Annotated in this window: 20 protein-coding genes; 9 read left to right on the plus strand and 11 right to left on the minus strand. The window is 50.3% G+C overall.

Annotated features, from left to right (window positions below; genetic code table 11):
* Positions 1–363: 363 nt before the first annotated feature.
* The 4 genes from NDI45_RS02030 to NDI45_RS02045 form a co-directional block, all read right to left on the minus strand.
* On the minus strand, positions 364–2,907 hold the full coding sequence (locus tag NDI45_RS02030; RefSeq protein WP_348246000.1) for an ATP-binding protein: 2,544 nt from the start codon (positions 2,905–2,907) through the stop codon (positions 364–366).
* 225 nt (positions 2,908–3,132) lie between these two features.
* Complete coding sequence (locus tag NDI45_RS02035) at positions 3,133–3,750, minus strand: antibiotic biosynthesis monooxygenase (RefSeq protein WP_190794835.1); 618 nt, start codon at positions 3,748–3,750, stop codon at positions 3,133–3,135.
* Positions 3,751–3,784: 34 nt separating this feature from the next.
* Positions 3,785–4,411: an antibiotic biosynthesis monooxygenase gene (locus NDI45_RS02040; RefSeq protein WP_348246002.1), complete on the minus strand. Its 627-nt coding sequence runs from the start codon at positions 4,409–4,411 to the stop codon at positions 3,785–3,787.
* 210 nt (positions 4,412–4,621) lie between these two features.
* The gene (locus NDI45_RS02045; RefSeq protein ID WP_348246004.1) at positions 4,622–5,017 is read right to left on the minus strand and encodes a hypothetical protein; all 396 of its coding nucleotides are present in this window, start codon (positions 5,015–5,017) and stop codon (positions 4,622–4,624) included.
* Positions 5,018–5,865: 848 nt separating this feature from the next.
* On the opposite strand from NDI45_RS02045, the gene NDI45_RS02050 reads away from it, so the two are divergent.
* Entirely contained in the window at positions 5,866–6,066 is a 201-nt protein-coding gene (locus NDI45_RS02050) for a hypothetical protein (RefSeq protein WP_348246006.1), read from the plus strand.
* Between the two features lie 77 nt (positions 6,067–6,143).
* Here the strand turns inward: NDI45_RS02050 and NDI45_RS02055 are convergent, their stop codons facing one another.
* The gene (locus NDI45_RS02055; RefSeq protein WP_347277910.1) at positions 6,144–6,614 is read right to left on the minus strand and encodes a nucleoside deaminase; all 471 of its coding nucleotides are present in this window, start codon (positions 6,612–6,614) and stop codon (positions 6,144–6,146) included.
* A gap of 356 nt (positions 6,615–6,970) precedes the next feature.
* Here NDI45_RS02055 and NDI45_RS02060 point away from each other — a divergent pair, with 356 nt between their 5' ends.
* Positions 6,971–7,243, plus strand: a complete 273-nt coding sequence (locus NDI45_RS02060) for a GlsB/YeaQ/YmgE family stress response membrane protein (RefSeq protein ID WP_190793662.1) — start codon at positions 6,971–6,973, stop codon at positions 7,241–7,243.
* Between the two features lie 167 nt (positions 7,244–7,410).
* Here NDI45_RS02060 and speA read toward each other — a convergent pair whose 3' ends face one another.
* Both speA and NDI45_RS02070 read right to left on the minus strand, forming a co-directional pair.
* Positions 7,411–9,516, minus strand: coding sequence for a biosynthetic arginine decarboxylase (speA, locus tag NDI45_RS02065; RefSeq protein WP_199296742.1), 2,106 nt, complete (start codon positions 9,514–9,516; stop codon positions 7,411–7,413).
* Positions 9,517–9,617: 101 nt separating this feature from the next.
* Complete coding sequence (locus tag NDI45_RS02070; protein ID WP_190793663.1) at positions 9,618–10,106, minus strand: phosphate-starvation-inducible PsiE family protein; 489 nt, start codon at positions 10,104–10,106, stop codon at positions 9,618–9,620.
* A gap of 151 nt (positions 10,107–10,257) precedes the next feature.
* Here NDI45_RS02070 and queG point away from each other — a divergent pair, with 151 nt between their 5' ends.
* A complete protein-coding gene (gene queG / locus NDI45_RS02075; protein ID WP_190793689.1) occupies positions 10,258–11,187 on the plus strand; it encodes a tRNA epoxyqueuosine(34) reductase QueG in 930 nt (309 codons plus the stop codon).
* Here the strand turns inward: queG and NDI45_RS02080 are convergent.
* A complete protein-coding gene (locus NDI45_RS02080; RefSeq protein ID WP_190793664.1) occupies positions 11,184–11,471 on the minus strand; it encodes a hypothetical protein in 288 nt (95 codons plus the stop codon). The two genes, queG and NDI45_RS02080, sit on opposite strands and share 4 nt — an antisense overlap.
* A 438-nt stretch (positions 11,472–11,909) precedes the next feature.
* Here NDI45_RS02080 and NDI45_RS02085 point away from each other — a divergent pair, with 438 nt between their 5' ends.
* Positions 11,910–12,824 (plus strand): sugar ABC transporter permease, encoded by a 915-nt coding sequence (locus NDI45_RS02085; RefSeq protein ID WP_190793665.1) that lies wholly within the window; start codon positions 11,910–11,912, stop codon positions 12,822–12,824.
* A gap of 11 nt (positions 12,825–12,835) precedes the next feature.
* Positions 12,836–13,726 (plus strand): TlyA family RNA methyltransferase, encoded by an 891-nt coding sequence (locus NDI45_RS02090; protein WP_190793666.1) that lies wholly within the window; start codon positions 12,836–12,838, stop codon positions 13,724–13,726.
* Here NDI45_RS02090 and NDI45_RS02095 read toward each other — a convergent pair.
* Positions 13,723–14,547 carry a SirB1 family protein gene (locus NDI45_RS02095; protein WP_190793667.1) on the minus strand — a complete coding sequence of 275 codons (825 nt, stop codon included), beginning with the start codon at positions 14,545–14,547 and terminating at the stop codon, positions 13,723–13,725. The two genes, NDI45_RS02090 and NDI45_RS02095, sit on opposite strands and share 4 nt — an antisense overlap.
* Positions 14,548–14,595: 48 nt before the next feature.
* Entirely contained in the window at positions 14,596–16,227 is a 1,632-nt protein-coding gene (locus tag NDI45_RS02100) for an FAD-binding oxidoreductase (RefSeq protein ID WP_190793668.1), read from the minus strand.
* Positions 16,228–16,253: 26 nt separating this feature from the next.
* On the opposite strand from NDI45_RS02100, the gene NDI45_RS02105 reads away from it, so the two are divergent.
* The 3 genes from NDI45_RS02105 to NDI45_RS02115 all read left to right on the plus strand — a co-directional run bounded on the left by NDI45_RS02105 (position 16,254) and on the right by NDI45_RS02115 (position 18,584).
* Entirely contained in the window at positions 16,254–16,505 is a 252-nt protein-coding gene (locus NDI45_RS02105; RefSeq protein ID WP_190793669.1) for a hypothetical protein, read from the plus strand.
* Positions 16,506–16,847: 342 nt separating this feature from the next.
* Positions 16,848–17,912, plus strand: a complete 1,065-nt coding sequence (locus NDI45_RS02110) for a 3-deoxy-7-phosphoheptulonate synthase (protein WP_348246010.1) — start codon at positions 16,848–16,850, stop codon at positions 17,910–17,912.
* A gap of 330 nt (positions 17,913–18,242) precedes the next feature.
* Positions 18,243–18,584, plus strand: coding sequence for a hypothetical protein (locus NDI45_RS02115; protein WP_348246012.1), 342 nt, complete (start codon positions 18,243–18,245; stop codon positions 18,582–18,584).
* A gap of 236 nt (positions 18,585–18,820) precedes the next feature.
* Here NDI45_RS02115 and gyrB read toward each other — a convergent pair whose 3' ends face one another.
* On the minus strand, positions 18,821–20,758 hold the full coding sequence (gyrB, locus tag NDI45_RS02120; protein ID WP_348246014.1) for a DNA topoisomerase (ATP-hydrolyzing) subunit B: 1,938 nt from the start codon (positions 20,756–20,758) through the stop codon (positions 18,821–18,823).
* A gap of 191 nt (positions 20,759–20,949) precedes the next feature.
* Between gyrB and miaA the strand changes: the two genes are divergently transcribed.
* A complete protein-coding gene (gene miaA, locus NDI45_RS02125; protein WP_348246016.1) occupies positions 20,950–21,939 on the plus strand; it encodes a tRNA (adenosine(37)-N6)-dimethylallyltransferase MiaA in 990 nt (329 codons plus the stop codon).
* Positions 21,940–22,046: the final 107 nt, after the last annotated feature.

The raw sequence follows: 22,046 nt of genomic DNA on the forward strand, positions 1-22,046 counted from the left end.
CTCATCTGCATAAGCTTCAGAAGTTGCCGGGGCGCATCGTGCGGTACTTTAAACATCCTGCCATTGCTTATGCTGCCTGACCTTATGCACTCTCTATACTTGCCAGGTTAATAAACCGCTCAATGTAACTCGTTTTACCGAACAATCATACGTGCAGTAGATAAGACGCTACATCCTTTTCCGTGAGGAGCGTCATCCGAATGCATTGGGAGTTAAGAGCGAGGCTTTTCTAACACGGATTTAATGCTCAGCCCTGGCAATAATCAATCTCAACTTTAGTTGTCTGGTGCGATCGCCTTAAATATACAAAAGAAGCGATCGCTCTCCACTACTTACTAGCTTTGCAACCCAGAAATAAGATAATTACAACAAAGTATTTCTGAGCATAATCTTAAAGGTTGTCCAGCCCTTTTCGCTGTTGACTGTAATTTCGCCTTCCAGTTGCTCAACCAATTTCTTGGTCAGTGTCAGTCCTAAACCAGTGCCACCCTGATTCCATAAATCTGCATTGGGGACACGGTAAAATTTCTCAAAAATGTGAGGAATTTCGGCTGGGGGAATTTCTGCCTGGTTACGAACCTCAAATCGTGTTATCAGCAAAGGGGATTGATCAGGATGAGATGCGTCGAGGTCTTGACTAAGGGTGAAGCAAATTTCGCATTGGGAAGGAGTGTACTTGCAGGCATTGTTGAGCAGTTCTGCTAAAAGCCGCGCCAGGCTATCGGGGTTGGAATAGAGAGCGTGTAGCGTTGCAGGCAGATCTAGCGTGAAGGTTTGCTGTCGATCGTGCAGTCGCGATCGAAACGATTGGATGATGGGAGGTAGCCATTCCTTTAAATCAATGGGTTCTAGAGCGATCGGCTGGTCGCTGGCTTCCAGTCGTTGTAAATCGAGTAGATCGTTAATGAGTTCAACTTCTCGCTTACACTCTGTTTCTAAAATGTTGAGGTACTGCTGTTGTCGCTCTAAGTTGGGTGCCAATCGCAGCATGTGAATGGCTAATTTCATATTAGAGACGGGAGTTCGCAGTTCGTGAGACACGGTACTCAAGAAGTCGTCTTTGAGGCAATGTAATTTCTGTAATTCTTCAACCTGGTTTTGGGCTGCTTGGTACAGCCGTGCCTGACGAATAGCGATCGCACATTGATTTGCCACCTGTTGCACCAGACGAATTTCAAGATCACTATAAATTTGGTCAGGTTGGCGAAACAACCAGATGTCTGCCAAGATGCCTTGTTCGCCAAACACAGGGCAGGCGAAAATGCTGGCGCGGAGTCGATTAAACCGGGGGAATAACTGACAAAATTGGAGAGTTCGCCCTTGTATGAGGTGTGAGTGGATGCCAAGGGGGCCCTCATCTAGCGCGATCTGCTTCCCCTGGCTAGCAGCCCAATCGGGTTTTGCATACTCGTAACTAATGAGTAAAACATTTTGCTCCAAGTCATAAATTGCGGTTGAGCAACATTCGGCAGTCAGTACTGCTGTTACTTCTCGCACAACAGTTTGCAAAATTTGCGACTCGTCTAGGGTGTCGCGCACTTGGTCAGTAATGCGTTTGAGCGTTGCTTCAAAGTCAAAAGCTTGTTTCAGTTGCAGCGATCGCTCCTGTAGTTCTGCCGTTCGCTGTTCGACCCGCGCCTCTAGTTCCTCGTTAGCGTCTTCTAGTGCAGTAAACGAGGCTTGCAACTGAGCAGACATGTGGTTAAAGGCTTGAGTGAGTTCATCCAATTCTTTAATATTTCTAGCGGCTATGGTTTGATCTAACTTGCCATGAGAAATTTGTTGAGCCGCTACAATCACACGGGCAATAGGTTGGGCAATCCAATAGGAAGTCAAGATACCCATTAGGGTTGACACAACCAATGCTATAAAACACAGCAAAATTGTGGTACGGGTATTCGCCTCAATGGGTTCCATAAAGTCGGCTTCTGGAACGACCACCACAATCAGCCAATCTAACCCATATCGATCGCTAAACGGAGCCACCTGAATCAGGTATTGTTGCTCATCAACGGTATAAGTAAGTTGCTGACTACGACGAATATTGTCAAAGCTACCGAAATAGCGTTCGATGTGCTGGGTAGTTTGCCGGGTGACTAGATCTCGACTGGCGATCGCCGCTATCTGTTTCCGTTTCTCCTCTCCGTTCGACTGCTGCAGGAGAAACGGTTGCTCAGAGGTAGAACTCGCGATCAGATTACCTGACCGCTCCATAATGTATGTTTGTCCAGAGTGCCCAATTTTTAGGTTGCTTAAATAGTTGCCCAATTCAGCGAGAGATAGGGTAGCATTGGTCGCGCCCAACAGTTGCCCCGTTTGATCATAAAAGGGACGGGTGGCACTAATTGCTAACCCCATTGATGAGAAGTAGGGATAAACGTCAGTCCAGGTCGGTTGTCCAGCTTGAACGGCTTCGACGTACCAGGGGCGGTTGCGTGGATCGAAGGTCGTGTTGACCTGAAGTAAGCGATCGCGGTTACCTTGTTGATCAATGCTATAGGTGTGGTACTGACCATTGGTAGATGAATCAATCGCCCGGATGACCAGAGAGCCACCAGGCGTCCGATCGACCGAATGAATAGTTCCTTGCTCACTGCCAAAGGCGATCGGTTGTAAAGAGTTAAACACGCGCATTTGTTGCCAGAGATGTCGCTCTACGCTGGCTGCGTTCTGCAAATTTATCGTGTTAAATTGAACGGCATTCGCATTGATTTTTGTAACGAGTTGGGGCGTTTCGACGTAATCTGCTAAATGTTGAGAGATCCGTGCTGTTACTTCATCTCGCAACTGAGAGGCAACATCATTGACTGCATTCTGACCATTACGTAATGAGAAGACAGCCGTTAACCCAACCGCGATCGAAACTTGCAAAACAAAGGGAATAATCAGAACAGCGCGAAGCGGCACTCTAAAGGGAGGCTGGGATACTGGGCGCAATGTTTTTTTCAGTTGCATCAATGCTTTTCAGCAACTCAAGCTAGGTAGGACAACTATTCCTTATCGTACTTAGTTCTTCTCACAGTATAAAAAATGATTTATGGTTGATAATTCTTCGCAGGCAAACTAAAAACTAGTGAGCATAATATTAACTCCAGAAGTTCAACTATAGAAAATGTAACAATACCTCATTTATCACTCCTCAAAAACACTTGCAATTTCATACACATGAAACTCGTTCTCTGCCAACCCTCGCCAGTAATCCCGCACTGGCGCAAACCGTTCTTCACTCAATAATCTATTGAAGTGCTCTAGCGTACTCCAAAACCCGTAATTCATTGTCCGTGTCCCATCTAGTGAACGATGAAAGTTGACACATAAGAGATCGGAATGTTGAAGCGAAATCGGTGGAATCTCAGCTTCCAATGCTACAAGACGGGGCTGGTTTTCAGGTGATAGGCGGAACTCTCCAAGGTGCAATAATCGTCCTGCTTTAATGGTCAAATCTGCGTCATCCGGCTGGGAAACGACAACTTCATACACATGAGAATCCAATAAATTAAATCCTGAATATCCCTGCTCTGATTCTATAAAATCTATGTATGCCTGTTCTGTTTTCCATTGTAGATAGCACATGACTCGCTCTCCATCAAGGCTACGATTCACGCTACCCGATGCACATTCAAGCTGAGATTGAACAACAAATTGCACATAATTTGAGAGCTGTTCAGCAAGTTCTTGTTGCTTGTCTAAGGAAGTAGAGAATAAGTCGATCGATGCCAGCAAAGTGTTGTCCTTTTGAATCGCAACCATTCTGTGACTCCAAGTTTGAATGATCAACGGGTTGTTAGGCTGTTTTTGTTTCTACATGAACAACATTGTAGAGATGAAACTCGTTACGGGCTAAACCCTCCCAATACGGCTTATCTGGATTGAACCCAGGCTGCTTGAGAATTGCCTCAAATGCCTCTTTGCTCTCCCATTGCCCATAATTGAACATACGCGTTCCGTCTAAACTGCGGTGAAATGTTGCTGAAATTAATCCTGATGAATTACTCATCGCTCGCTCAAGTTCATCCGTTGTTCGCTTCACCATTTCTGGTTGATTTGATGGCATCATCCGAAACTCAGCGAGATGCGTAATGCGATCGCCTACAACAATTTCAACCTCTCCTGATACTGATTGACTGGCAGAAACTTCTAGCTGGAGAGTATCCGGCGGGTAAAACTCACTAAATACAGCTGGACGAGGCAAACTGCGGTGATCGAATTTAGGCTGCCACTGGCTGTAGGTGAAGACACGCACTCCGTCTAAGCTTTGATGCACACTAGCTGACAAAAAATAAGGATTGGATTGCCAAGATTTAATCTGCTCTTGGATAATTACTTCAACCAAACCCGGCTGATGGCGTTCTGCAACTGTATACAAATCTAGCCCGACGATCGCGGCATTAGTTCGATCAATCTGTACCATAAGTACTCCTCAATGCTTGCCGCCTTCTTTAATTTGATGCTAAACACTAGCCGATGATCTAGCAACTACCGTCTCAACCCAGAAATGAAGCCAGCTAACGGTTCTGGTCAGCGGTTTCAAAAGCCTTTACAACCCCACAGACAACCCCGGAAATCCTCTTCACCAGAGTTGTTCGACCGCTTCAGGAACCAATCTATAATCCAACAAATTCTACTCCACTCGATTATGACGCTCAGATTGCAATACCGCTCTAATTTCGGGATTCTCAGGCACATAGCTGACAAAATCTTGAGACTTTACACCCTTTTGTACCCATAACCGTCCACAGTTTTCACACTCGTAGAGAGCAACTGGATACTTCAAACAATACTGAATCATAATGTCCCAGATTACAGCGCCGTTTTCCTTGCCTTGCAACCAGGGAGACTGGGCGATCCACTCCCCCTTGTCCTTACCTAGAAGCGACTTGATGTATGAAGCTACATCAGAAGCAATACCCTCCAAAACGGCTTCATGATCTTGGTCTTTGAGAACACGACCTTTGTAGGGTAATGAGTCTGATTGGTCACAAATGATATGCCCGCAAGTACAACCCAGTTTACTCATCAAATACTCCAGATTCTTTACAATTGCTTGCAAGCATTCTATCGACTTTATCGAGAGGATATGTCAAGCGCACTCATTTAGTTTGGCTCATCAAACCTGTTAGAAGATTTGCTCTAGCGGAAAAGCTTTAAACTAATAACCGCCCCACAGATAATCTAGCGGTCGAATTCTTAATTAGGCTGAGCTGATTCGGGCTATTCACCTCGTAGAAGTCATTAGACTGAATGAATTCTGTCTAATCCTCCCGATCGCACATTAGCCTGACAAATTTTCCATCTAATCCCCCTAATTCCAGCCATTAGCCCAAATCCTTTATTTTTTTGGTCTGTTTTTACCGCTCAATAGATAGGATTTATTCTGTCTAATTATCAAAATTAGATATTAGCCCGATCGCTTTTCTGAATAATAGTTCGAGCGCCCTTCCTAAGCTAATCTTTTAGCGTTTCTTCACCTGCTTGTGCTTTCCTTTCCGTCTAATATGACAAAATGGAAACTATCTCTAACGATCGGCTTCTAACAAAACCCTGCACAAAGTAGCTCTCTGGACAATCGCTCCAAAAACTCTCTCGCCCCAAAAACTCTCTCACTACGCTTGCGTGCAGCAAATCCTTCCTTTATGCTGAACGATACTGGTTATGTTTGTACCAGTAGATAAAGCTTAAGGTGAAACGCTGATTAGGAGTGGTGGCACACTCACTAACCAGCTAACCTAACTCCTGGAGTGAGCAGGAGGCAGGCTGTGTTGATTTTACGATCGATCGCCTTGCTGAAGCGAAACAAGTGGTTAGGACACCACGCCTTAAGCTTTTCTTCCCTTCAACATCACAAAACAGCGAGGCATCAATATCATGTCTACAGAGTTCAACGAACTGCTGCCCGTTCCGCCTGACGAAAAAGGTCAGATTTGGATTATTGGTTCACGCGAATGGGTGAATCACCAGATCAACGAGTTCTACGTCAAGCGGATTGCAACCGATCGAGTGCAATTTACGCCCATCATCCCGGCTCCGTTTGCGCGAGGGAAGTTTATGAGCGTGCTAGAACGATAGGGTTTGCCGCGATCGTCTTCAGTTAACCTGTAAAAGCATGACCTAACTGAGGGCGATCGAATTAACCAGGAAATCGCTTAAAGAGAATTCCAGAAATCGCGGTGGAGTTCGATGATCGCATCTTCCACTTCGGCGATCGGTCCCCAAACTTGAATGGATTTCTGTCCATGTTTGAAGACCTCACGGCAGGGCAGATTCAGCGTCGGATTTTGGGCGTGGTTTCCCGTGAGCTGCAAAAGCTGCTCCTCGGCAATGCCATACACTAAGCGACCGATATTTGCCCAATAAAGTGTTGCTGCACACATTGCACAGGGTTCAACCGTAGTGTAGAGCGTACAGTCCCAGAGATATTCGGGGCTGAAGTTAGTGTAAGCACTGCGGATCAGGACAGATTCAGCATGGTTCACTGTATCCACATTGCCCTGCTCCAGCAAGATGGTTTCGTGATCCGGCGCAACGAGAATCGCCCCAAAGGGATGGTGTCCAAACTGGCGTGCTCGCCAGGCAATCTGGTTCGATCGCTGCAAATGCCGCATCATTTGTTCCATCGGGGGATTGGACTGAGATGGAGGCAGGTCGCGATACGAAGCATCTGTCACGCTAAGGTTAACATCTGCTAAATTGCCATCTATATTGGCTTTTTCTGACATGAATTAGATATTTCTAACCAATCAATTCAATTGTATTTGTATCGCAAGAGAGAGAAGAATAATACAGCTCTATCTTCGACTGGAGAAGTTTTCGCTCTAGTTTTCACTCTTTAGAGAGTCTGATTAAGAAACTCTGATTAGGTAAACTGCAATTGTACATGGGTTACATTGGTTTACAAAGCAAACACGCCAAAGCAACAATAAGCAGCTTTGAATATTGAATTAAAATCTCGTTGGAAAGGAGAATTTTCAGTATGGGTATCTTAGCTTGGATTGTGATGGGTCTACTGGCGGGTGCGATCGCAAAAGCAATCTATCCGGGCTACCAGAGCAGCAGTATCCTGGGAACCATGCTTTTAGGAATTATTGGTGCCTTTGTCGGTGGCACACTCTACACCCTGCTCACGACAGGTTCTCTCGCATTAAGCGGAGTCGGTTTCACCTTTACCGGACTGGCGATCGCTGTAATTGGTGCAGTTATTGCCCTCTGGCTGTACTACGCTTTTGCTAGCCGCAGAGTCTACTAAATCGCATTTTGTAGCTAGTTCAAACTTGGGGCACACTGCGCTTGCCCTTACGAAAAGATGTTTGAGAAGTCGCAAATAGAGGAGGCAATGCAAAACCTCTACGGCTTCTCAAACAAATATTTGACCCAAATTGGGTCATTCTGACAATGCAGCTACAGGCACAAACTCTATAGGGACAAATAGGTATAGCCGCTCAAGCTGCGCTCGTAGTTTTGCAGCAAAAGCTGTGCTTCCTGAAGGGTGATGCGGTTTTCCTGGAGAGCCTGCTCCGATCGCATCCGAATCTTTTCGACCAGATCTTCTGAGTCGTACTGAACATAGCCCAGAACTTCAGTCATCGTGTCGCCCTTCACCACATGAACAATCTGATAGCCCTTTGGCGTTAGCTTGATGTGCACTGCGTTCGTGTCGCCAAACAAGTTGTGCAGGTTGCCCATGATCTCCTGATACGCACCGCTGAGGAACATTCCCAGATAGTATGGCTCGTAGCGGGAGACGGGTTTTGTGCCGTCTGGGTGGTCGGGTTGCTCGATCAGCTCCAGGTCGTGCAGTTCCAGGACGTATTTCACGTCGCGCAGGTCGATGAACTGGTCGATTTTGCCGTCGCTGTCGCAGGTGAGATCCGCTAACGTGGCGCGCTCGGTCGGTTCTTCGTCTAAACGATGGATGGGCATGATCGGGAAAAGCTGATCGATCGCCCAACTATCGGGAGCCGACTGAAACACCGATAGGTTGACGTAGTAGATCGATGCCATGATCTTTTCCAGATCTTCCAGGTCGTCGGGCACATAGTCCTGCTGTCGGGCGATTTCCAGAATTTTGCCGCAGCATGACCAGTAAAGTCGTTCTGCCCGGGCGCGATCGGTCAGGCTGAGATAGCCAAAACCAAACAGGCTTACGGCTTCTTCCTTAAACTGGGTCGCGTCGTGATACATCTCCTGATAATTATCAGCGTTGATCGACTGATAGGTTTCGTAGAGATTGCGAATTACCAGATGGTCTTGCTCCTGCGACGGCTCTGGCTGTTCGACCACAACCTCGCTTGTACTCAGCACGTCAAATACCAATACTGACTGATGAGAGGCGATCGCCCGTCCGCTTTCGCTCACTAGGGTCGGAACCGGAATACTAGCACCTTCGCAAGCGTCCTTAATTGCTGCCACTACGTCATTCGCGTAGTTCTGCATGTTGTAGTTTTTGGAAGCGTAGAAATTGGTCTTGGAGCCGTCATAGTCCACGCCTAGACCGCCGCCCACATCCAGATACTTCATGTCTGCACCTAGGCGGGCAAGCTCGACGTAGATTTGGCTGGCTTCTCGCAGGGCGTCTTTGACGACGCTAATCGCAGAAATTTGGGAACCGATGTGGAAGTGCAGCAACTGTAGCGCATTGAGCATTCCTGCCTGACGCAGCTTTTCCACCGTCTGGATAATTTCGGGAACCGTCAAGCCAAACTTTGCCCGATCGCCTGCCGACGTTCCCCAGCGACCGATGCCCTTTGCGCTCAGTTTTGCCCGCACGCCCAGAATCGGCTGAATATTAAGTTTACGTGCCGCTTCGATCGCAAAATCAACTTCCTCGAGCTGCTCCAGCACGATAATCGGCGTATGCCCCAATCGCTGTGCCAGAATTGCCGTTTCGATATATTCGCGATCTTTGTAGCCATTGCAAATCAGCAGCGCACCGCGCGTATCCAGCGTTGCCAGGGCAATCAGCAATTCTGGTTTCGAGCCTGCCTCCAGCCCAAACTGATGGGGTTTGCCGAAGCGCACCAGATCCTCGACTAAATGCCGTTGCTGGTTACACTTGACGGGAAACACGCCGCGATACACACCCGGATAGCGATACTTGGCGATCGCCTTGGAAAAGCAGGCATTGAGCCGCTCGATCCGGTCTTCAAGAATGTCAGAAAAGCGAATCAGCAAGGGTAAACCGAGATTGCGCTGTTTCAACGCATGAACCAGATCATACAGATCCAGCGAACCGCCTCGATCGCCCCTCGGAGATACGGTGATGTGTCCGGCAGCGTTAATCGAGAAATATGGCTCGCCCCAGCCATTAATGCGATACAGTTCCTCGCTATCTTCGATCGTCCAGGTCTTCTTTGGCGCGACGGGTTTAATGTCCTGGTTCTTTTGCGGTTCCTGAGCAACAGCAATTGGGGCAACCAATGGTTCAGCTAAAATCTCGCGCTGCTTTTTGCTTGCCTTGTCCGCTTTTTTTCCGTTTAGTTTGTCAACGCCAATACCTTGATCGATCGGCTTTTTGCCCATTCTCTCAATGCTCCCGCAGTTTATAGAAATTCACAAAATGACAGTCTATCCTATCTGTCTAGAAAACTGTTCACAAAAAAGCAGGAGGAATGCCGATTCAATTAGTGGGAAGATCCGGTGCTTTTATTGGTGCGGCGCACGATCCAGTAGCTAATCGACAATCCAAAGATTGCTAACGCAAGTGCCATCAGCTCCAGGCCGCCAGATTTTGAGAAGTCGAAGATAATAATTTTTCGCGCAACGGCGGTTAATGATGTGATCACCACTAGTTCAAGCTGAACAACGTGCTTTTTCAGATACGCCGTAATATTCTCCAGCACTTCCAGCGCGATCAGAATGTTGAGAAACAAGCCAAACACCTTGATCAGCGTCACTGTATGAAACTGCTCGGGGTCTGCCAGCTTGTCGTTAAGCAACACTTCCTTGCCAATAAACAGACACAGCTCGAGCACGCTGACAAAAATGACCACCACCATTGCCAGGGACAAAATCTTGGCGACGATCGTCTCCACGCGCTTCAGCCCAGAGAGAAAGCTATCATCGCTGGCTGCACTGCGAAAAGATTTGGCAAACTGGCGGAAGAAGTCCATGACAATGGGAATCAAAAAATGGAAATCGGTGAATGCCTGTAGCTCTGGTAGAGCTGTTTAAATGAGTAATCCTACTCAGGCTACTTCCAGGATAGCCCGATCGATTGCCTTTCCCATTCTTTCACGCCTCATTCAATCCCAGGATTCTGTAATGATTTGCATTGATAGCGACACAATCAAGCAAAAAGCTTTAGAAATTGGCTTTCACAAAGCAGGAATTGCCTCTGCTGATGCCGTAGAGCCTCATCCTCCTGCGCTGCAACAGTGGCTCGATCGCGGCTATGCAGCAGATATGGAATGGATGGCAAACCCCCGACGGCAGGACGTGCGATCGCTGTTGCCCTCGGTGCGATCGGTCATTTGCGTCGCGTTGAACTACTACACTCCCCAGCAACGACCTGAAGGCGAACAGTACGCTAAAATTTCGCGCTACGGCTGGGGACGAGACTACCACCGCATTCTGCACAAAAAACTCAAGGCATTTTCCCAGTGGCTTCAGGCGCAGGGCGAAGGCATTGAGGCGCGATACTACGCTGATACAGGGCCAATTCAGGATAAGGCCTGGGCAGAGCAGGCAGGCATCGGCTGGATTGCCAAAAACAGCAATGTGATCACCCGCGAGTATGGCTCCTGGGTATTTCTGGGCGAGGTTTTAACCAATCTGGAACTGCCGCCCGATCGCCCCCATACGCAGCACTGCGGCTCCTGTACCCGCTGTCTAGAAGCCTGCCCGACTGGAGCAATTACGCAACCCTTTGTCGTAGACGCGAATCGCTGCATTGCTTATCACACGATCGAAAATCGCGCCGACACCCTCCCACCCGAAATCGCTAGCAAAATGCAGGGCTGGATCGCCGGATGCGATATCTGCCAGGATGTCTGTCCCTGGAATCAGCGTTTCGCCCAGGAAACCGACGTTGCAGAGTTTCAGCCCTATCCCTGGAACGTGGCTCCCGAATTAGAGACGATCGCCCACCTCTCAGACGAAGAATGGGATCAACGCTTTCCGGCTTCTGCACTGCGGCGAATTAAACCCGAAATGCTGCGGCGCAATGCTGCGGCAAATCGATCGTCCTCCTAAAATCCATGAGCGGTTAGGCTGCCCGTTTTATAGGCAGAAATGTAGTGAGCCAGCAGTTTTCGCGCATCTGCTTCAGAGGGCAATCGATATTTCACCATATATAGAAAAGGCTTGACCCGCGTGTCGTTTCTCGCGGCGGGTTCCCAAATGCTAAGCAGCACGCCCTCTTCCAAAGCCGTAATGTTGTACTTCAGAACATGGAGAATCTCGGTCGAACCGGTCGGGGAAGTCGTGGGGGCGGGACGATTGCCGGGAACTGGCTTTCCCAGGGGTAGATGATTCATTCTGCTGATAATCAAGCCGCGTCAGCTGCAACCCAGAAATTTGCATATAGTAAGGAATATCCCACAAATACACCGAATCGCAGCCGATCGCTAGTGCTTAACCGCCTAAGGCAAAAATGCCCATCACCAGGATCGACAGCAGTAGCCCTGGAGTCAGCATCAGTGCCAGCGTAATCAGTTCGTGCATTTCCATAGGAAATAACCTTTCAATTTCATCTCGATCGAGGCTTAACCCTTCTATTGTGGCGTATTCTTCTCGATGCCGTTTTCTCTCAAGGAATGCTTAACAAAAGGGGAACTGCTTCACATCGCCAGATCCACCGAAACGGGCTATGATCGGGCGGAAGATTCGGCCACGTGATTCGCCAGCTTGATTCGCCAACTTAATCTTATCGCCCCTTATCTGTCGCCCCTTTAATCGATCGACGCCTGCCTCCTATGTTGAAATCCTGGAGTGCCTTTTCGTCCAAACCGTCCTGGCATCGTCTCACGCCCTATTTGTTTTTGCTGCCTGCGCTGCTGCTGCTGGGGCTGACGGTGTTTTATCCGGCACTGCAAGCGTTTTTTCTCAGCTTCACCCGCTACGAATATGACATTACCGAGCCGCCGATCTGGATTGGCTTCGAGAATTTTCAGCGACTTCTGACCGATCCTATCTTTTGGAAAACCCTGAGAAATACGATCGTCTATCTGGTCGGCGTTGTCCCAATCCTGGTGATGCTGCCCCTCGGTTTAGCCATTCTGGTGAATCAGCCAATCAAAGGCATTCGCTGGTTTCGTGCCGCCTACTATACTCCTGTGGTGATCTCGATGGTGGTAGCAGGAATTGCGTGGCGATGGCTCTATGCTGAGAACGGCTTGTTCAATCAGTTTTTGCAGTGGCTCAACCTCTCTCAGGACGGCATTCCCTGGCTCACCAGCCCTCGGTTTGCCTTGTTCAGCGTCATGATCGTCACGATCTGGAAAGGCTTGGGCTACTACATGGTGATCTATCTGGCGGGACTTCAAAGCATTCCGGGTGATTTGTATGAAGCAGCGGCGATCGACGGCTCCGACGGCTGGCGCAAACATTGGGATATTACGGTTCCCCTGATGCGTCCCTATCTGTTGCTCGTGGGGGTCATCTCAGCCATTTCTGCCACCAAAGTCTTTGAAGAAGTGTTTATCATGACCCAGGGCGGACCGCGCAGCAGCTCTAAAACCCTGGTTTACTACGTCTACGAGAAAGCCTTTCAGGATCTCGAAATTAGCTATGCCTGCACGATCGGTTTAGCGATGTTTTTGCTGATTCTCACCTTGTCGATCGTCCGTCTCACGATTAACCGCCAGCCCACCACCGACCTGACGTTCTAAGAGATTGACCCTTGCCGAAACAACGTCTTGACGCGCTTTTAGTTGAACTGAATCTCTGCACTTCTCGACAGCAGGCACAGCGGCTGATTCGGGCGGGAGAAGTGATGGTCAATCAGCAGCGAGTGGATAAGCCAGGAACCGAAGTTGACACCGCAGCCCAGATTCAGGTCAAGCAAAAATCGCCCTACGTGTCACGGGGGGGTGAAAAGCTGGCAAAAGCACTGCGGGTTTTTCAAGTTCCGATCGCCGATCGTGTTTGTTTGGATGGCGGCATTTCGACCGGGGGCTTCACGGACTGTTTGCTGCAAGCAGGGGCAAAACAGGTTTACGGCATTGATGTGGGCTATGGACAGGTCGCCTGGAGACTGCGGCAAGATCCGCGTGTGATTTTGAAGGAACGTACCAACCTGCGCTATCTGAAACCGGAAGAGCTATATGGGGACGATTACCCCGAAGGGGGAACTGCTTCGCATCGCCCCTACCCGGATCTGGGCGTGATCGATGTCTCGTTTATTTCCCTGACCAAGGTGCTGCCCGCTTTCTGGGATTTGCTGCAAACCCCACGCGAAGCCATTTTGCTGGTCAAGCCTCAGTTTGAAGTGGGCAAAGAGAAAATTGGCAAAAAAGGCGTTGTGCGCGATCTCAAGGATCAGGCAGGGGCGATCGAGCAAGTGTTGCAGTGCGCAGAAGCCCTGGGATGGCACGATCGCGGGCTTACCTGGTCGCCCCTACTTGGACCCGCCGGAAACATTGAATATCTGCTTTGGCTCAGCGCAGAACCTTCAGAGACATCCAAAAATCGCCTCCGTGACGACCCTACCTCCACTCGCCAATCCTTGCAGGACTTGACCCAAGCTGCCTATCAGGATCTCAACGCCGCAGACGCTCCCACAGAAGACTAAACCTCCCGTCCCATCCGCCGCAGCAGCTCTTGCACCACGACTGCATCCTGAGCATCGGGAGTTTGCAGCAGATAGTCTTCGAGATCTTGGCTGGCTTCAGTCCAGCGTCCGGTTTGGTAATACAGCAAGCCTCGGTCGCGCTGGTCGGTCGGCGAGTCAGGAAACAGCAGCAAAATTCGCTCAATGGTTGCCAGCGATCGCGGAATGTCGCTTCGGGTCAGGTAGATGGCTTTCAGGTTGTTCAGCATTCGCGCCAAAAAATAGCGGGCAGTCACAGGCTCCAGGAATTCGGGACGGAGTTCGATCGGTCTGCCGTAAATTTCGCTGAGCCGCTGCTGACAGTCCTCCGCAAACATGACTTCGCCCCGCCGAAACGGATCGACAAAAATCTGCATTTCACCCACCACGGGACGAATCAAAAAATGCCCCGGCATGCCCACGCCGACCATCGGAAACCCTAGCCGCCTCGCCACTTCCAGGTAGACCAGCGACAGCGTGATCGGAATTCCCGCCCGCCGATCGATCACTTGATTCAGGTAACTGTTATCCGGGTCGTAGTAATCGTCTGTATTGCCGTGAAACTTGAGGTCTTCGTAAAGGTACTGGTTGATAGTTTTAATCGTGCGAAGCGGGTAAGCCTCTTGAGGCTGTCGTTCAGCGATTTCTGATGCCATCGTATCCAGGGCGTTCAGGTATTCCTCAACGTCCAGATCCGGGTATTCCTCTTGCGCCAGATAAAGGGCAGCACGCGCCAGATTAATCTCTTCATCAGGCTGATGGATTTCCTGGTAAAATCGCTGCCGCGCCAGGGGAAAGTCCATGCGGGTATCCTTTCAAAATGTATCTCACCTATCCAGTTTAACGGGTCTTTAATAATCCTTTCCTGAGCCATATTTCCAGGCATCTCGCCAGCGATCGAGCCGATATTGCCACGCCTCAGACTGAGTTTTTTCGAGGGGAGTTGAGGAAATCAGGGGGTTTGCAGGGAGAGAAGACAGAAGATGATACAGCCCCAGATTGGCGAAGTGTTTTGTCCACTCCAGCAGGGCAGCAACTCCCACCTGGGGAATAATTTTAAGCACGATCGCCGGATGCTTGACCCCAACCTGCATCAGCGTTTGAAACAGTGCAGGAAACTGCACCACATCCTGAAGAAACGGCTTCAGCACCGGGTCGCCAAGCTGCCGCATTTCCTCAAAGACAGCAGACAGCAGCCTATTAATTTGATTGGGATCGATCGTCTGCTCCATGCCCACGCTCATTGCCCGCTGAAAGAGCCAGGTGACGGTGAGGCTGGGCTGATAGGGTTGCAGCAGATTTAACGATCGGCGGTCGAGCTGATTACTTCGCAGAGCGGCATCGGTTCCCGCTGTTAATCGCTGCAAATGCCGAATCATCGCGCCAAATCCGCCAAAGCTCAAAGGCGACTGTGCCCCGCTGCTATCCCCGATCGCCAGAAACCGATCCCAGGGCGACTGTAGCGGACTCTCCCGATAGCAGGGAAAAAAGCCGAACAAAGCCCGCTTGAACTGAAGCTGCGCCAGATCCACCTGTTGGTAGTTCGGTAGCAAAGTGAAGTAATCCTCAAAGAGCTGCTCTAAGCTGGGGCGATCGGGATGAGCATCCAGATAGGTAAACAAATAAGTTGTGCGTCCATCTCGTGCCGGAAACGCTTCCCAAAAATACTGGCACTGATTCTGAATGGGTGTCATTGAAGCAAACAGATCGCCCGTCTGGTTCGCCGTAAAGCCCTCCGCGCAGGTTCCCACCACTAGACAAACGGCATCCGGCTTAGACCCGCTGCGAACCTGACGGACGATCGGCGAAAAGTGCCCCATCGCATCGATTAGTAAACGCGCTGTCAAACTGGAATTCCCACCTGCATGATTTTCGAATTCAGTCCGGGATTCGGTTTCGGATTTGCTTTGAAATTTATCTTGAGATTCAACGGAAATCTTTACCCCGTTTTTGTGAACGATCGCTCCTATGAAAGCAGTATTCTCCAGCAAATATCCCCCGGCTTCCAGAAATCGCTGCTTGAGTCGCTCCAGCAAATACACCGGATCAACGCCCACGTTCAGCACGTCGTTCACTGCAAGATTAACGCCTTGATGAAAGCGAATGTTTACCGGATTAAATTCTGTAGCGATCGTTTGTTCTAATTCTGCTGCGGTCAGCAGTTCCATTTCCGTCAGAACGTGCAGCTCTTTGCGCGAAATATTCCATTCCTGGTCGCGTCCCCGCAGTGTTCCCCGTTCGATCAGCGCAACCTTCCACCCTTGTTGTGCCAGTGCTGCTCCCAGCAAAATTCCCAGCGTCCCCCCACAAATCACTACATCCCACGCTGTCGCCTCCAGAGCATTCGCATTGACGCGCACAACTTCTGTTACGGGCAACACGGTTTGATTAGATTTGTAGGACTGCCACAGGAGATCGGCCTGCCGCAACCCCGCTAAAACATTGCCAGGAATCTGCGACAAAACTTGCTCAGTCAGGCTCATGCGCTGCTCCTCTATGCCCATTCAAGATGGCTCACAATTCACAATGGTTCACAAAGCGACCCTATCGGATTTCTCACCGATCGCCCGATGGTAATGCCTTTAACTCATTGTCTGGTATCGCTGTCTGGTATCGCTCGATCGCCGCCGCAATTTCACCCATCCAGGAAAGCATTCAGGTCGGGCACGACAAGGTTAGACAGCAACAGCGAATCCCCCCGCAAAAACCGAACATCCCCCAACTCGCCCCACCGAAACCTGACAAATCACGGTCGGATTAACCCCCTGACGCGCTTTCTCAACCCGCCGATGAGCCAACATAGATCTCTCAATCTTCAATCACCCTAAACACCAATCCAGTTCCTTCACCCGCTTTCCTCAAACCCAAATTAACTGCCCACCTCCTCATTCCCCATTTAAAAATTGGATTTGAAGCTTGGAAAAACTTTAGTTCAGGCTGAAGTAAACCCTCAGGGTTACCCCTCAGGATTCGGTAGAATGTTTGGGGCTAACTGTTTTAATCAGGCTTTTGATCAGTTCGATTAGTGCTGCGCGCAACTCTAAAGGAACCGCAGCCACCCATATTCATCCGCTCTTGCGAACCGCGACCCTGTGAGTTGACCATGCACAAAATCTTTGATTTGCACGTTGTTGAAACCCGCCCGTTGATCAGTCCGGCGATGCTCCATCACGAGCTACCCATTACTGAAACCGCTGCCACCCTGGTCGCCGAAACCCGCGATCGAATCCGTCATATTTTGCAGGCAGAAGATCGACGACTGCTGGTAATTGTCGGACCCTGCTCGGTGCACGACGTGAATGCTGCGCTGGAATATGGCGAAAAGCTAGCAGTGCTGCGAAAGGAACTCGAAGACGATCTAGAAATTGTCATGCGAGTCTATTTTGAAAAGCCGCGCACAACGATCGGCTGGAAAGGCTTGATCAACGATCCTCACCTGAACGGCAGCTACGACATCAACACTGGACTGCGTGTTGCCCGCAAACTCCTGCTCGACCTGGCACAGCTCGGACTCCCCGCTGCAACCGAACTGCTCGACCCCATTATTCCGCAGTATATTGCAGACGTGATTTCCTGGACGGCGATCGGCGCACGCACCACCGAAAGCCAGACTCACCGCGAAATGGCATCGGGGCTATCCATGCCGATCGGCTTTAAAAACAATACCGACGGCAGTCTTTCAGCGGCGGCAAATGCGATGTTGGCAGCCAGTCAGCCCCATCGTTTCCTGGGAATCAATCTAGACGGCTTGGCAAGCATTGTCACGACCACGGGCAATCCTGACGGGCATCTGGTGCTGCGCGGCGGCAAGCACGGTCCCAACTACGACACTGATCACGTTCAGCACGCAGCGAAGGAACTGGCACGCCTGAAGCTCAACACCCGCATGATGATCGATTGTAGCCATGACAACGCTGGGAAAGACCACCAACGCCAGCCCCTCGTCCTGGAAAACATTGCCGAACAGCTTGCCGCAGGCTCAAAGCACATTATGGGCGTCATGGTTGAAAGTCATCTGGTGGAGGGCAAGCAGCCGATTCCGCAAGACCTCAGCCAGTTGACCTATGGGCAAAGCATTACCGATGCCTGCGTCAATTGGAGCGCGACCACCGAAATGCTGCGATCCCTGGCAAAGTCGGTCACGGAACAGTGTTTGCAGCTCAAGTAGCGCAAAGCGGTTTTGCAGAACTAATCTGCATTCATCCGCGTTCATAAACGAAACAAGAGCAGCGATCGAAGCAGGAATACGCCGCTAGAGAAGCACTGCCTTCACCAAGGGAGCAGCCTTCTGCGCTCCGTCCTACCGGGAACTGATGAATAAACGATCGCGCTCAATTAAATCGTGATAAGCTAAAAAATAAGGGGCATCAGCCCCTTTCCGTTTTAGTATTGTGTAGTGAAGAAAATACAGCCCTAGCAGGTTTCGGTGATTTTTACCCTGAGCCGCTCAGTTCCGAAAATGCTCTTCGGGATGGGAGCTGAACCAGCAACGCTCTAAATGGTGGATATGATGCCGTCTCCAGAAGCGGTGAGGGCTCAAGATAAGCGGACGGTTGCTATCGAAGACGTGCTGGTTGAGATACTGCCAAATCGGGAAGTTGAAATTGCGGCTCTTGAAAGTCATGATGAATTGCGTGTAAGGATGACGAAAACGGAACGGGGATTCGGTCTATACGAGCTTAACATCTATCCTAAGGTAGATTCCGATCGCTCTCTTAATAGCTTGCCCAAAACTACCCCCGATTTCCCATCCTTTTACAAAGAATGTATTGAAATTTTGCACTTTGTTGAAGTTATCCCTGCATTCGGCGCATTCCGCTTGCCGCTGCCTGATCTTTGAACTATATTTGATGGTTTTCTCAAGCGGTGAGTTCCCAGAAGGCTTGTAGACCTGGAAACATAAAAACAGCACGGGCAAAGGATTGAGGTCATCCTACCCGTGCTATTGCTGAATTTTGCTGTGAAACGAGACTGTGAAACGACGCTGAGCCGACGCGCATCTGACTCCGAACCCAACAATTAGCTTTTCTGCGAATCCCTCACCCTGCGCGAATCCATCAGCTTTCAATATCCAGATCAAATATCCAAATCCATCAGGTTGATCTTCGAACCGTGGGTTTCGATGAACTCGCGTCTGGGAGCCACCCGATCGCCCATTAGTACGGTAAAGATTCGGTCTGCTTCGGCGGCGTCTTCAATTTCGACTCGCTTCAGGGTACGCGTCTCCGGGTTCATTGTGGTATCCCAGAGTTGCTGCGGCATCATTTCACCCAGACCCTTAAATCGCTGAATTTCGTACTTGGCGTTTTCTGGGAATCCGGCAATGATTTGATCTCGCTCTCGATCGCTGTAGCAGTAGTAATGGTTGCGTCCCCGCTCCACCTTATAAAGCGGCGGGCAGGCAATGTAGACATAGCCCTGATCGACCATCGATCGCTGATAGCGGTAGAAGAAGGTCAAGAGCAGGGTGCGAATGTGGGCGCCGTCTACGTCCGCATCGGTCATAATCACAATGCGGTGATAGCGCAACTGGGAAGCGTCAAACTCTTCGCCCTTGATGCCCAGACCGAGCGCGGTAATCAGTGCCTGAATTTCGGCATTTTTATAGATCTTCGCGTCGTCGGTTTTCTCGATGTTGAGGATCTTGCCGCGCAAAGGGAGGATTGCCTGAAAGCGTCGATCGCGCCCTTGCTTTGCCGAGCCGCCTGCGGAGTCACCTTCTACGATGAAGATTTCGGATTCACTGGGATCGCGAGAGCTACAGTCTGCCAGTTTTCCGGGCAGCGTCGAGGATTCCAGCACCGACTTACGCCGCACCAGTTCACGGGCACGCCGCGCCGCCTCTGCCGCATTAAACGCCTGAATCGCCTTTTCCAGAATCGAATCTGCTACACCGGGGCGGAACTCCAGATACTCGGTCAGGGTTTCACCCACGAGCGAATCGACAATGCCACGCACTTCGGTATTGCCCAGTTTGGTCTTGGTTTGTCCCTCAAATTCGGGGTCAGGCACTTTCACCGAGATCACGCCCGTTAGACCTTCCCGGATATTTTCGCCTGCCAGATTGGACTCGTTTTCTTTGAGCTTGTTGCGCTTGCGGGCGATCGCATTCATGGTACGAGTCAGGACGGCTTTCAGTCCTTCTAGGTGTGTGCCACCGTCGATCGTGCGAATGTTGTTCGCAAAGCCCAGCAGATTATCGGTGTAGGCATCGGCGCACCACTGCAACGCCACCTCGATCTGCACGTTATTGCGCTCGCCGCTCACGTAGACCACTTCTTCGTGGATGGCTTGCTTGTCGTGGTTCATGTAGGTGACATACTCGCGGATGCCGCCTGCATAGAAATAGGTTTCGATCCGCGTCTCGCCGTCTTTTTGCAGTTCCAGGCGATCGTCCCTGAATGTAATCTTGACTCCGGCATTCAGATATGCCAGCTCCCGCAAACGACCCGCCAGCGTGTTGTAGTCAAACTCGATGCCCGTGGTAAAGATATCAGTATCAGGCTTGAACATCACCGATGTTCCCGTGCGGCTTTCTTGGGTCGGCTGCACCTGCATCTCGCCTGCGGTGATGCCCCGCTCAAACCGCATCTTGTGCTGTTTTTTGTCGCGCCAAACGGTGACTTCGACCCATTCCGACAGCGCGTTTACGACCGAAATCCCCACGCCGTGCAGACCACCAGACACCTTATAGCCGCCGCCGCCAAACTTACCGCCTGCGTGCAGAATGGTGAGTACGGTTTCGAGGGCTGATTTGCCTGTGCGAGCGACGACATCGGTGGGAATGCCGCGTCCATCGTCTGTAACGGTGACGGAGCCATCGGCATTAATGCTGACTTCAATCTGTTTACAGTAGCCTGCCAACGCCTCATCAACGGAGTTATCCACAACTTCGTAGACTAGATGATGCAGACCTCGCGGACCTGTGCTGCCGATATACATGCCCGGACGCTTGCGGACTGCTTCCAAGCCCTCCAGGACTTGAATCTGATCAGCACCATAATTTGTCGTCATGAATGAAGTGCTCCTAAAATTGCTTGAGGCCCACTTTTACCTCAAAACATCAGATCATACAGAAATTCTAGCACAAAAGGGTTTCAGACGGTTTCTGAGCGGTCTGAGGCGAACTTTTAAAAGGGGATCGAATCTCCTTCTAATCACCCCACTTGCGCTGCTGTCCCTGTGACCCCCCTGAACAAGCCAGAATGAGTCAGAGAAATACAGATGTACTAAACGCTTCTGTCCCTATTTTAATCGCGATCGGTGGGGCAACGGCAACCGGAAAATCAAGTTTGGCGATCGATTTAGCCCAAAAGCTTCCGGGCGTGATTTTGAGTGCCGATTCGCGGCAGATTTACCGGGAGTTTGACATCGGCACTGCCAAGCCCACGATCGCCGAACGTCAGCAGGCTCCCCATCACCTGATCGACCTTTGTAACCCCACCGAAACGCTGACTCTGGCAGATTATCAAACCCTGGCACAGCAACAAATCGATCGTCTGCACCAGTCGCAAACCGCGATTCCTCTACTGGTGGGCGGTACGGGGCTGTATATTAAATCAATCGTGCGCGGCTTAAAAATTCCTAGAGTAGCTCCGCAGCCCGAACTTCGATCGCAGCTTCAGGCGTTAGGTCAACCTCAGTGCTATGCGATGCTGCGGCAGGTTGATCCGGTTTCGACCGAAAAGATTCACTGCAACGATCGGGTCAGAACTTTGCGGGCATTAGAAGTGTTTTATGTCACGGGTCGTCCGATTTCGCAGCAGCAGGGCGAACAACCGCCCCCGTATCCGATTTTGCAGATTGGGCTGGATGCGAACTGGGAGCAGCTCACGCGACGCATTGAGCAGCGTACTGCTCAGATGATTGCCAATGGCTTTGTCGAAGAAGTCGATCGCCTTTGCCAGAAATATGGAGTCGATTTACCGTTGCTCAACACCCTGGGCTATCAGGAAATCAGGCAGTTTCTTTCCGGTGAAATCTCACTGACAGAAGCACAATCACGCGTCGTTTTGCATACCCGACAATTTGCCAAGCAGCAGCGTACCTGGTTTCACGCCGATCGATCAATCGAATGGTTTGATGCGGATGCGCCAGATTTAAGCGATCGAGTCATGAAGCGAGTAAAGGAGTTTGTGCAGATCGCCGCAGGAAATTTTCCCCCGTTCGATAGGAGGACGTTTAAAATCAGCTAGCGGTGAACTGTCCCCCCAGAATGTGCTGTAAAAGCGCTCGGATCAGTCACTTACCATCGGTAAGTAAACCACCATTAGAAAGCGTTAAAGCACGTCCTAGAGGGACG

The organism is Leptolyngbya sp. GB1-A1, assembly GCF_039962475.1.
Lineage (GTDB): Bacteria > Cyanobacteriota > Cyanobacteriia > Elainellales > Elainellaceae > Leptolyngbya_A.

What these genes read in the sequence shown, in the direction of transcription:
- NDI45_RS02035 (WP_190794835.1), bottom strand. Translation starts at nt 3,750, where the DNA reads ATGGTTGCGATTCAAAAGGACAACACTTTGCTGGCATCGATCGACTTA.
- NDI45_RS02040 (WP_348246002.1), bottom strand. Translation starts at nt 4,411, where the DNA reads ATGGTACAGATTGATCGAACTAATGCCGCGATCGTCGGGCTAGATTTG.
- NDI45_RS02045 (WP_348246004.1), bottom strand. Translation starts at nt 5,017, where the DNA reads ATGAGTAAACTGGGTTGTACTTGCGGGCATATCATTTGTGACCAATCA.
- NDI45_RS02050 (WP_348246006.1), top strand. Translation starts at nt 5,866, where the DNA reads ATGTCTACAGAGTTCAACGAACTGCTGCCCGTTCCGCCTGACGAAAAA.
- NDI45_RS02055 (WP_347277910.1), bottom strand. Translation starts at nt 6,614, where the DNA reads ATGGAACAAATGATGCGGCATTTGCAGCGATCGAACCAGATTGCCTGG.
- NDI45_RS02060 (WP_190793662.1), top strand. Translation starts at nt 6,971, where the DNA reads ATGGGTATCTTAGCTTGGATTGTGATGGGTCTACTGGCGGGTGCGATC.
- speA (WP_199296742.1), bottom strand. Translation starts at nt 9,516, where the DNA reads ATGGGCAAAAAGCCGATCGATCAAGGTATTGGCGTTGACAAACTAAAC.
- NDI45_RS02070 (WP_190793663.1), bottom strand. Translation starts at nt 10,106, where the DNA reads ATGGACTTCTTCCGCCAGTTTGCCAAATCTTTTCGCAGTGCAGCCAGC.
- queG (WP_190793689.1), top strand. Translation starts at nt 10,258, where the DNA reads ATGATTTGCATTGATAGCGACACAATCAAGCAAAAAGCTTTAGAAATT.
- NDI45_RS02080 (WP_190793664.1), bottom strand. Translation starts at nt 11,471, where the DNA reads ATGAATCATCTACCCCTGGGAAAGCCAGTTCCCGGCAATCGTCCCGCC.
- NDI45_RS02085 (WP_190793665.1), top strand. Translation starts at nt 11,910, where the DNA reads ATGTTGAAATCCTGGAGTGCCTTTTCGTCCAAACCGTCCTGGCATCGT.
- NDI45_RS02095 (WP_190793667.1), bottom strand. Translation starts at nt 14,547, where the DNA reads ATGGACTTTCCCCTGGCGCGGCAGCGATTTTACCAGGAAATCCATCAG.
- NDI45_RS02100 (WP_190793668.1), bottom strand. Translation starts at nt 16,227, where the DNA reads ATGAGCCTGACTGAGCAAGTTTTGTCGCAGATTCCTGGCAATGTTTTA.
- NDI45_RS02105 (WP_190793669.1), top strand. Translation starts at nt 16,254, where the DNA reads ATGGCTCACAATTCACAATGGTTCACAAAGCGACCCTATCGGATTTCT.
- NDI45_RS02110 (WP_348246010.1), top strand. Translation starts at nt 16,848, where the DNA reads ATGCACAAAATCTTTGATTTGCACGTTGTTGAAACCCGCCCGTTGATC.
- NDI45_RS02115 (WP_348246012.1), top strand. Translation starts at nt 18,243, where the DNA reads ATGGTGGATATGATGCCGTCTCCAGAAGCGGTGAGGGCTCAAGATAAG.
- gyrB (WP_348246014.1), bottom strand. Translation starts at nt 20,758, where the DNA reads ATGACGACAAATTATGGTGCTGATCAGATTCAAGTCCTGGAGGGCTTG.
- miaA (WP_348246016.1), top strand. Translation starts at nt 20,950, where the DNA reads ATGAGTCAGAGAAATACAGATGTACTAAACGCTTCTGTCCCTATTTTA.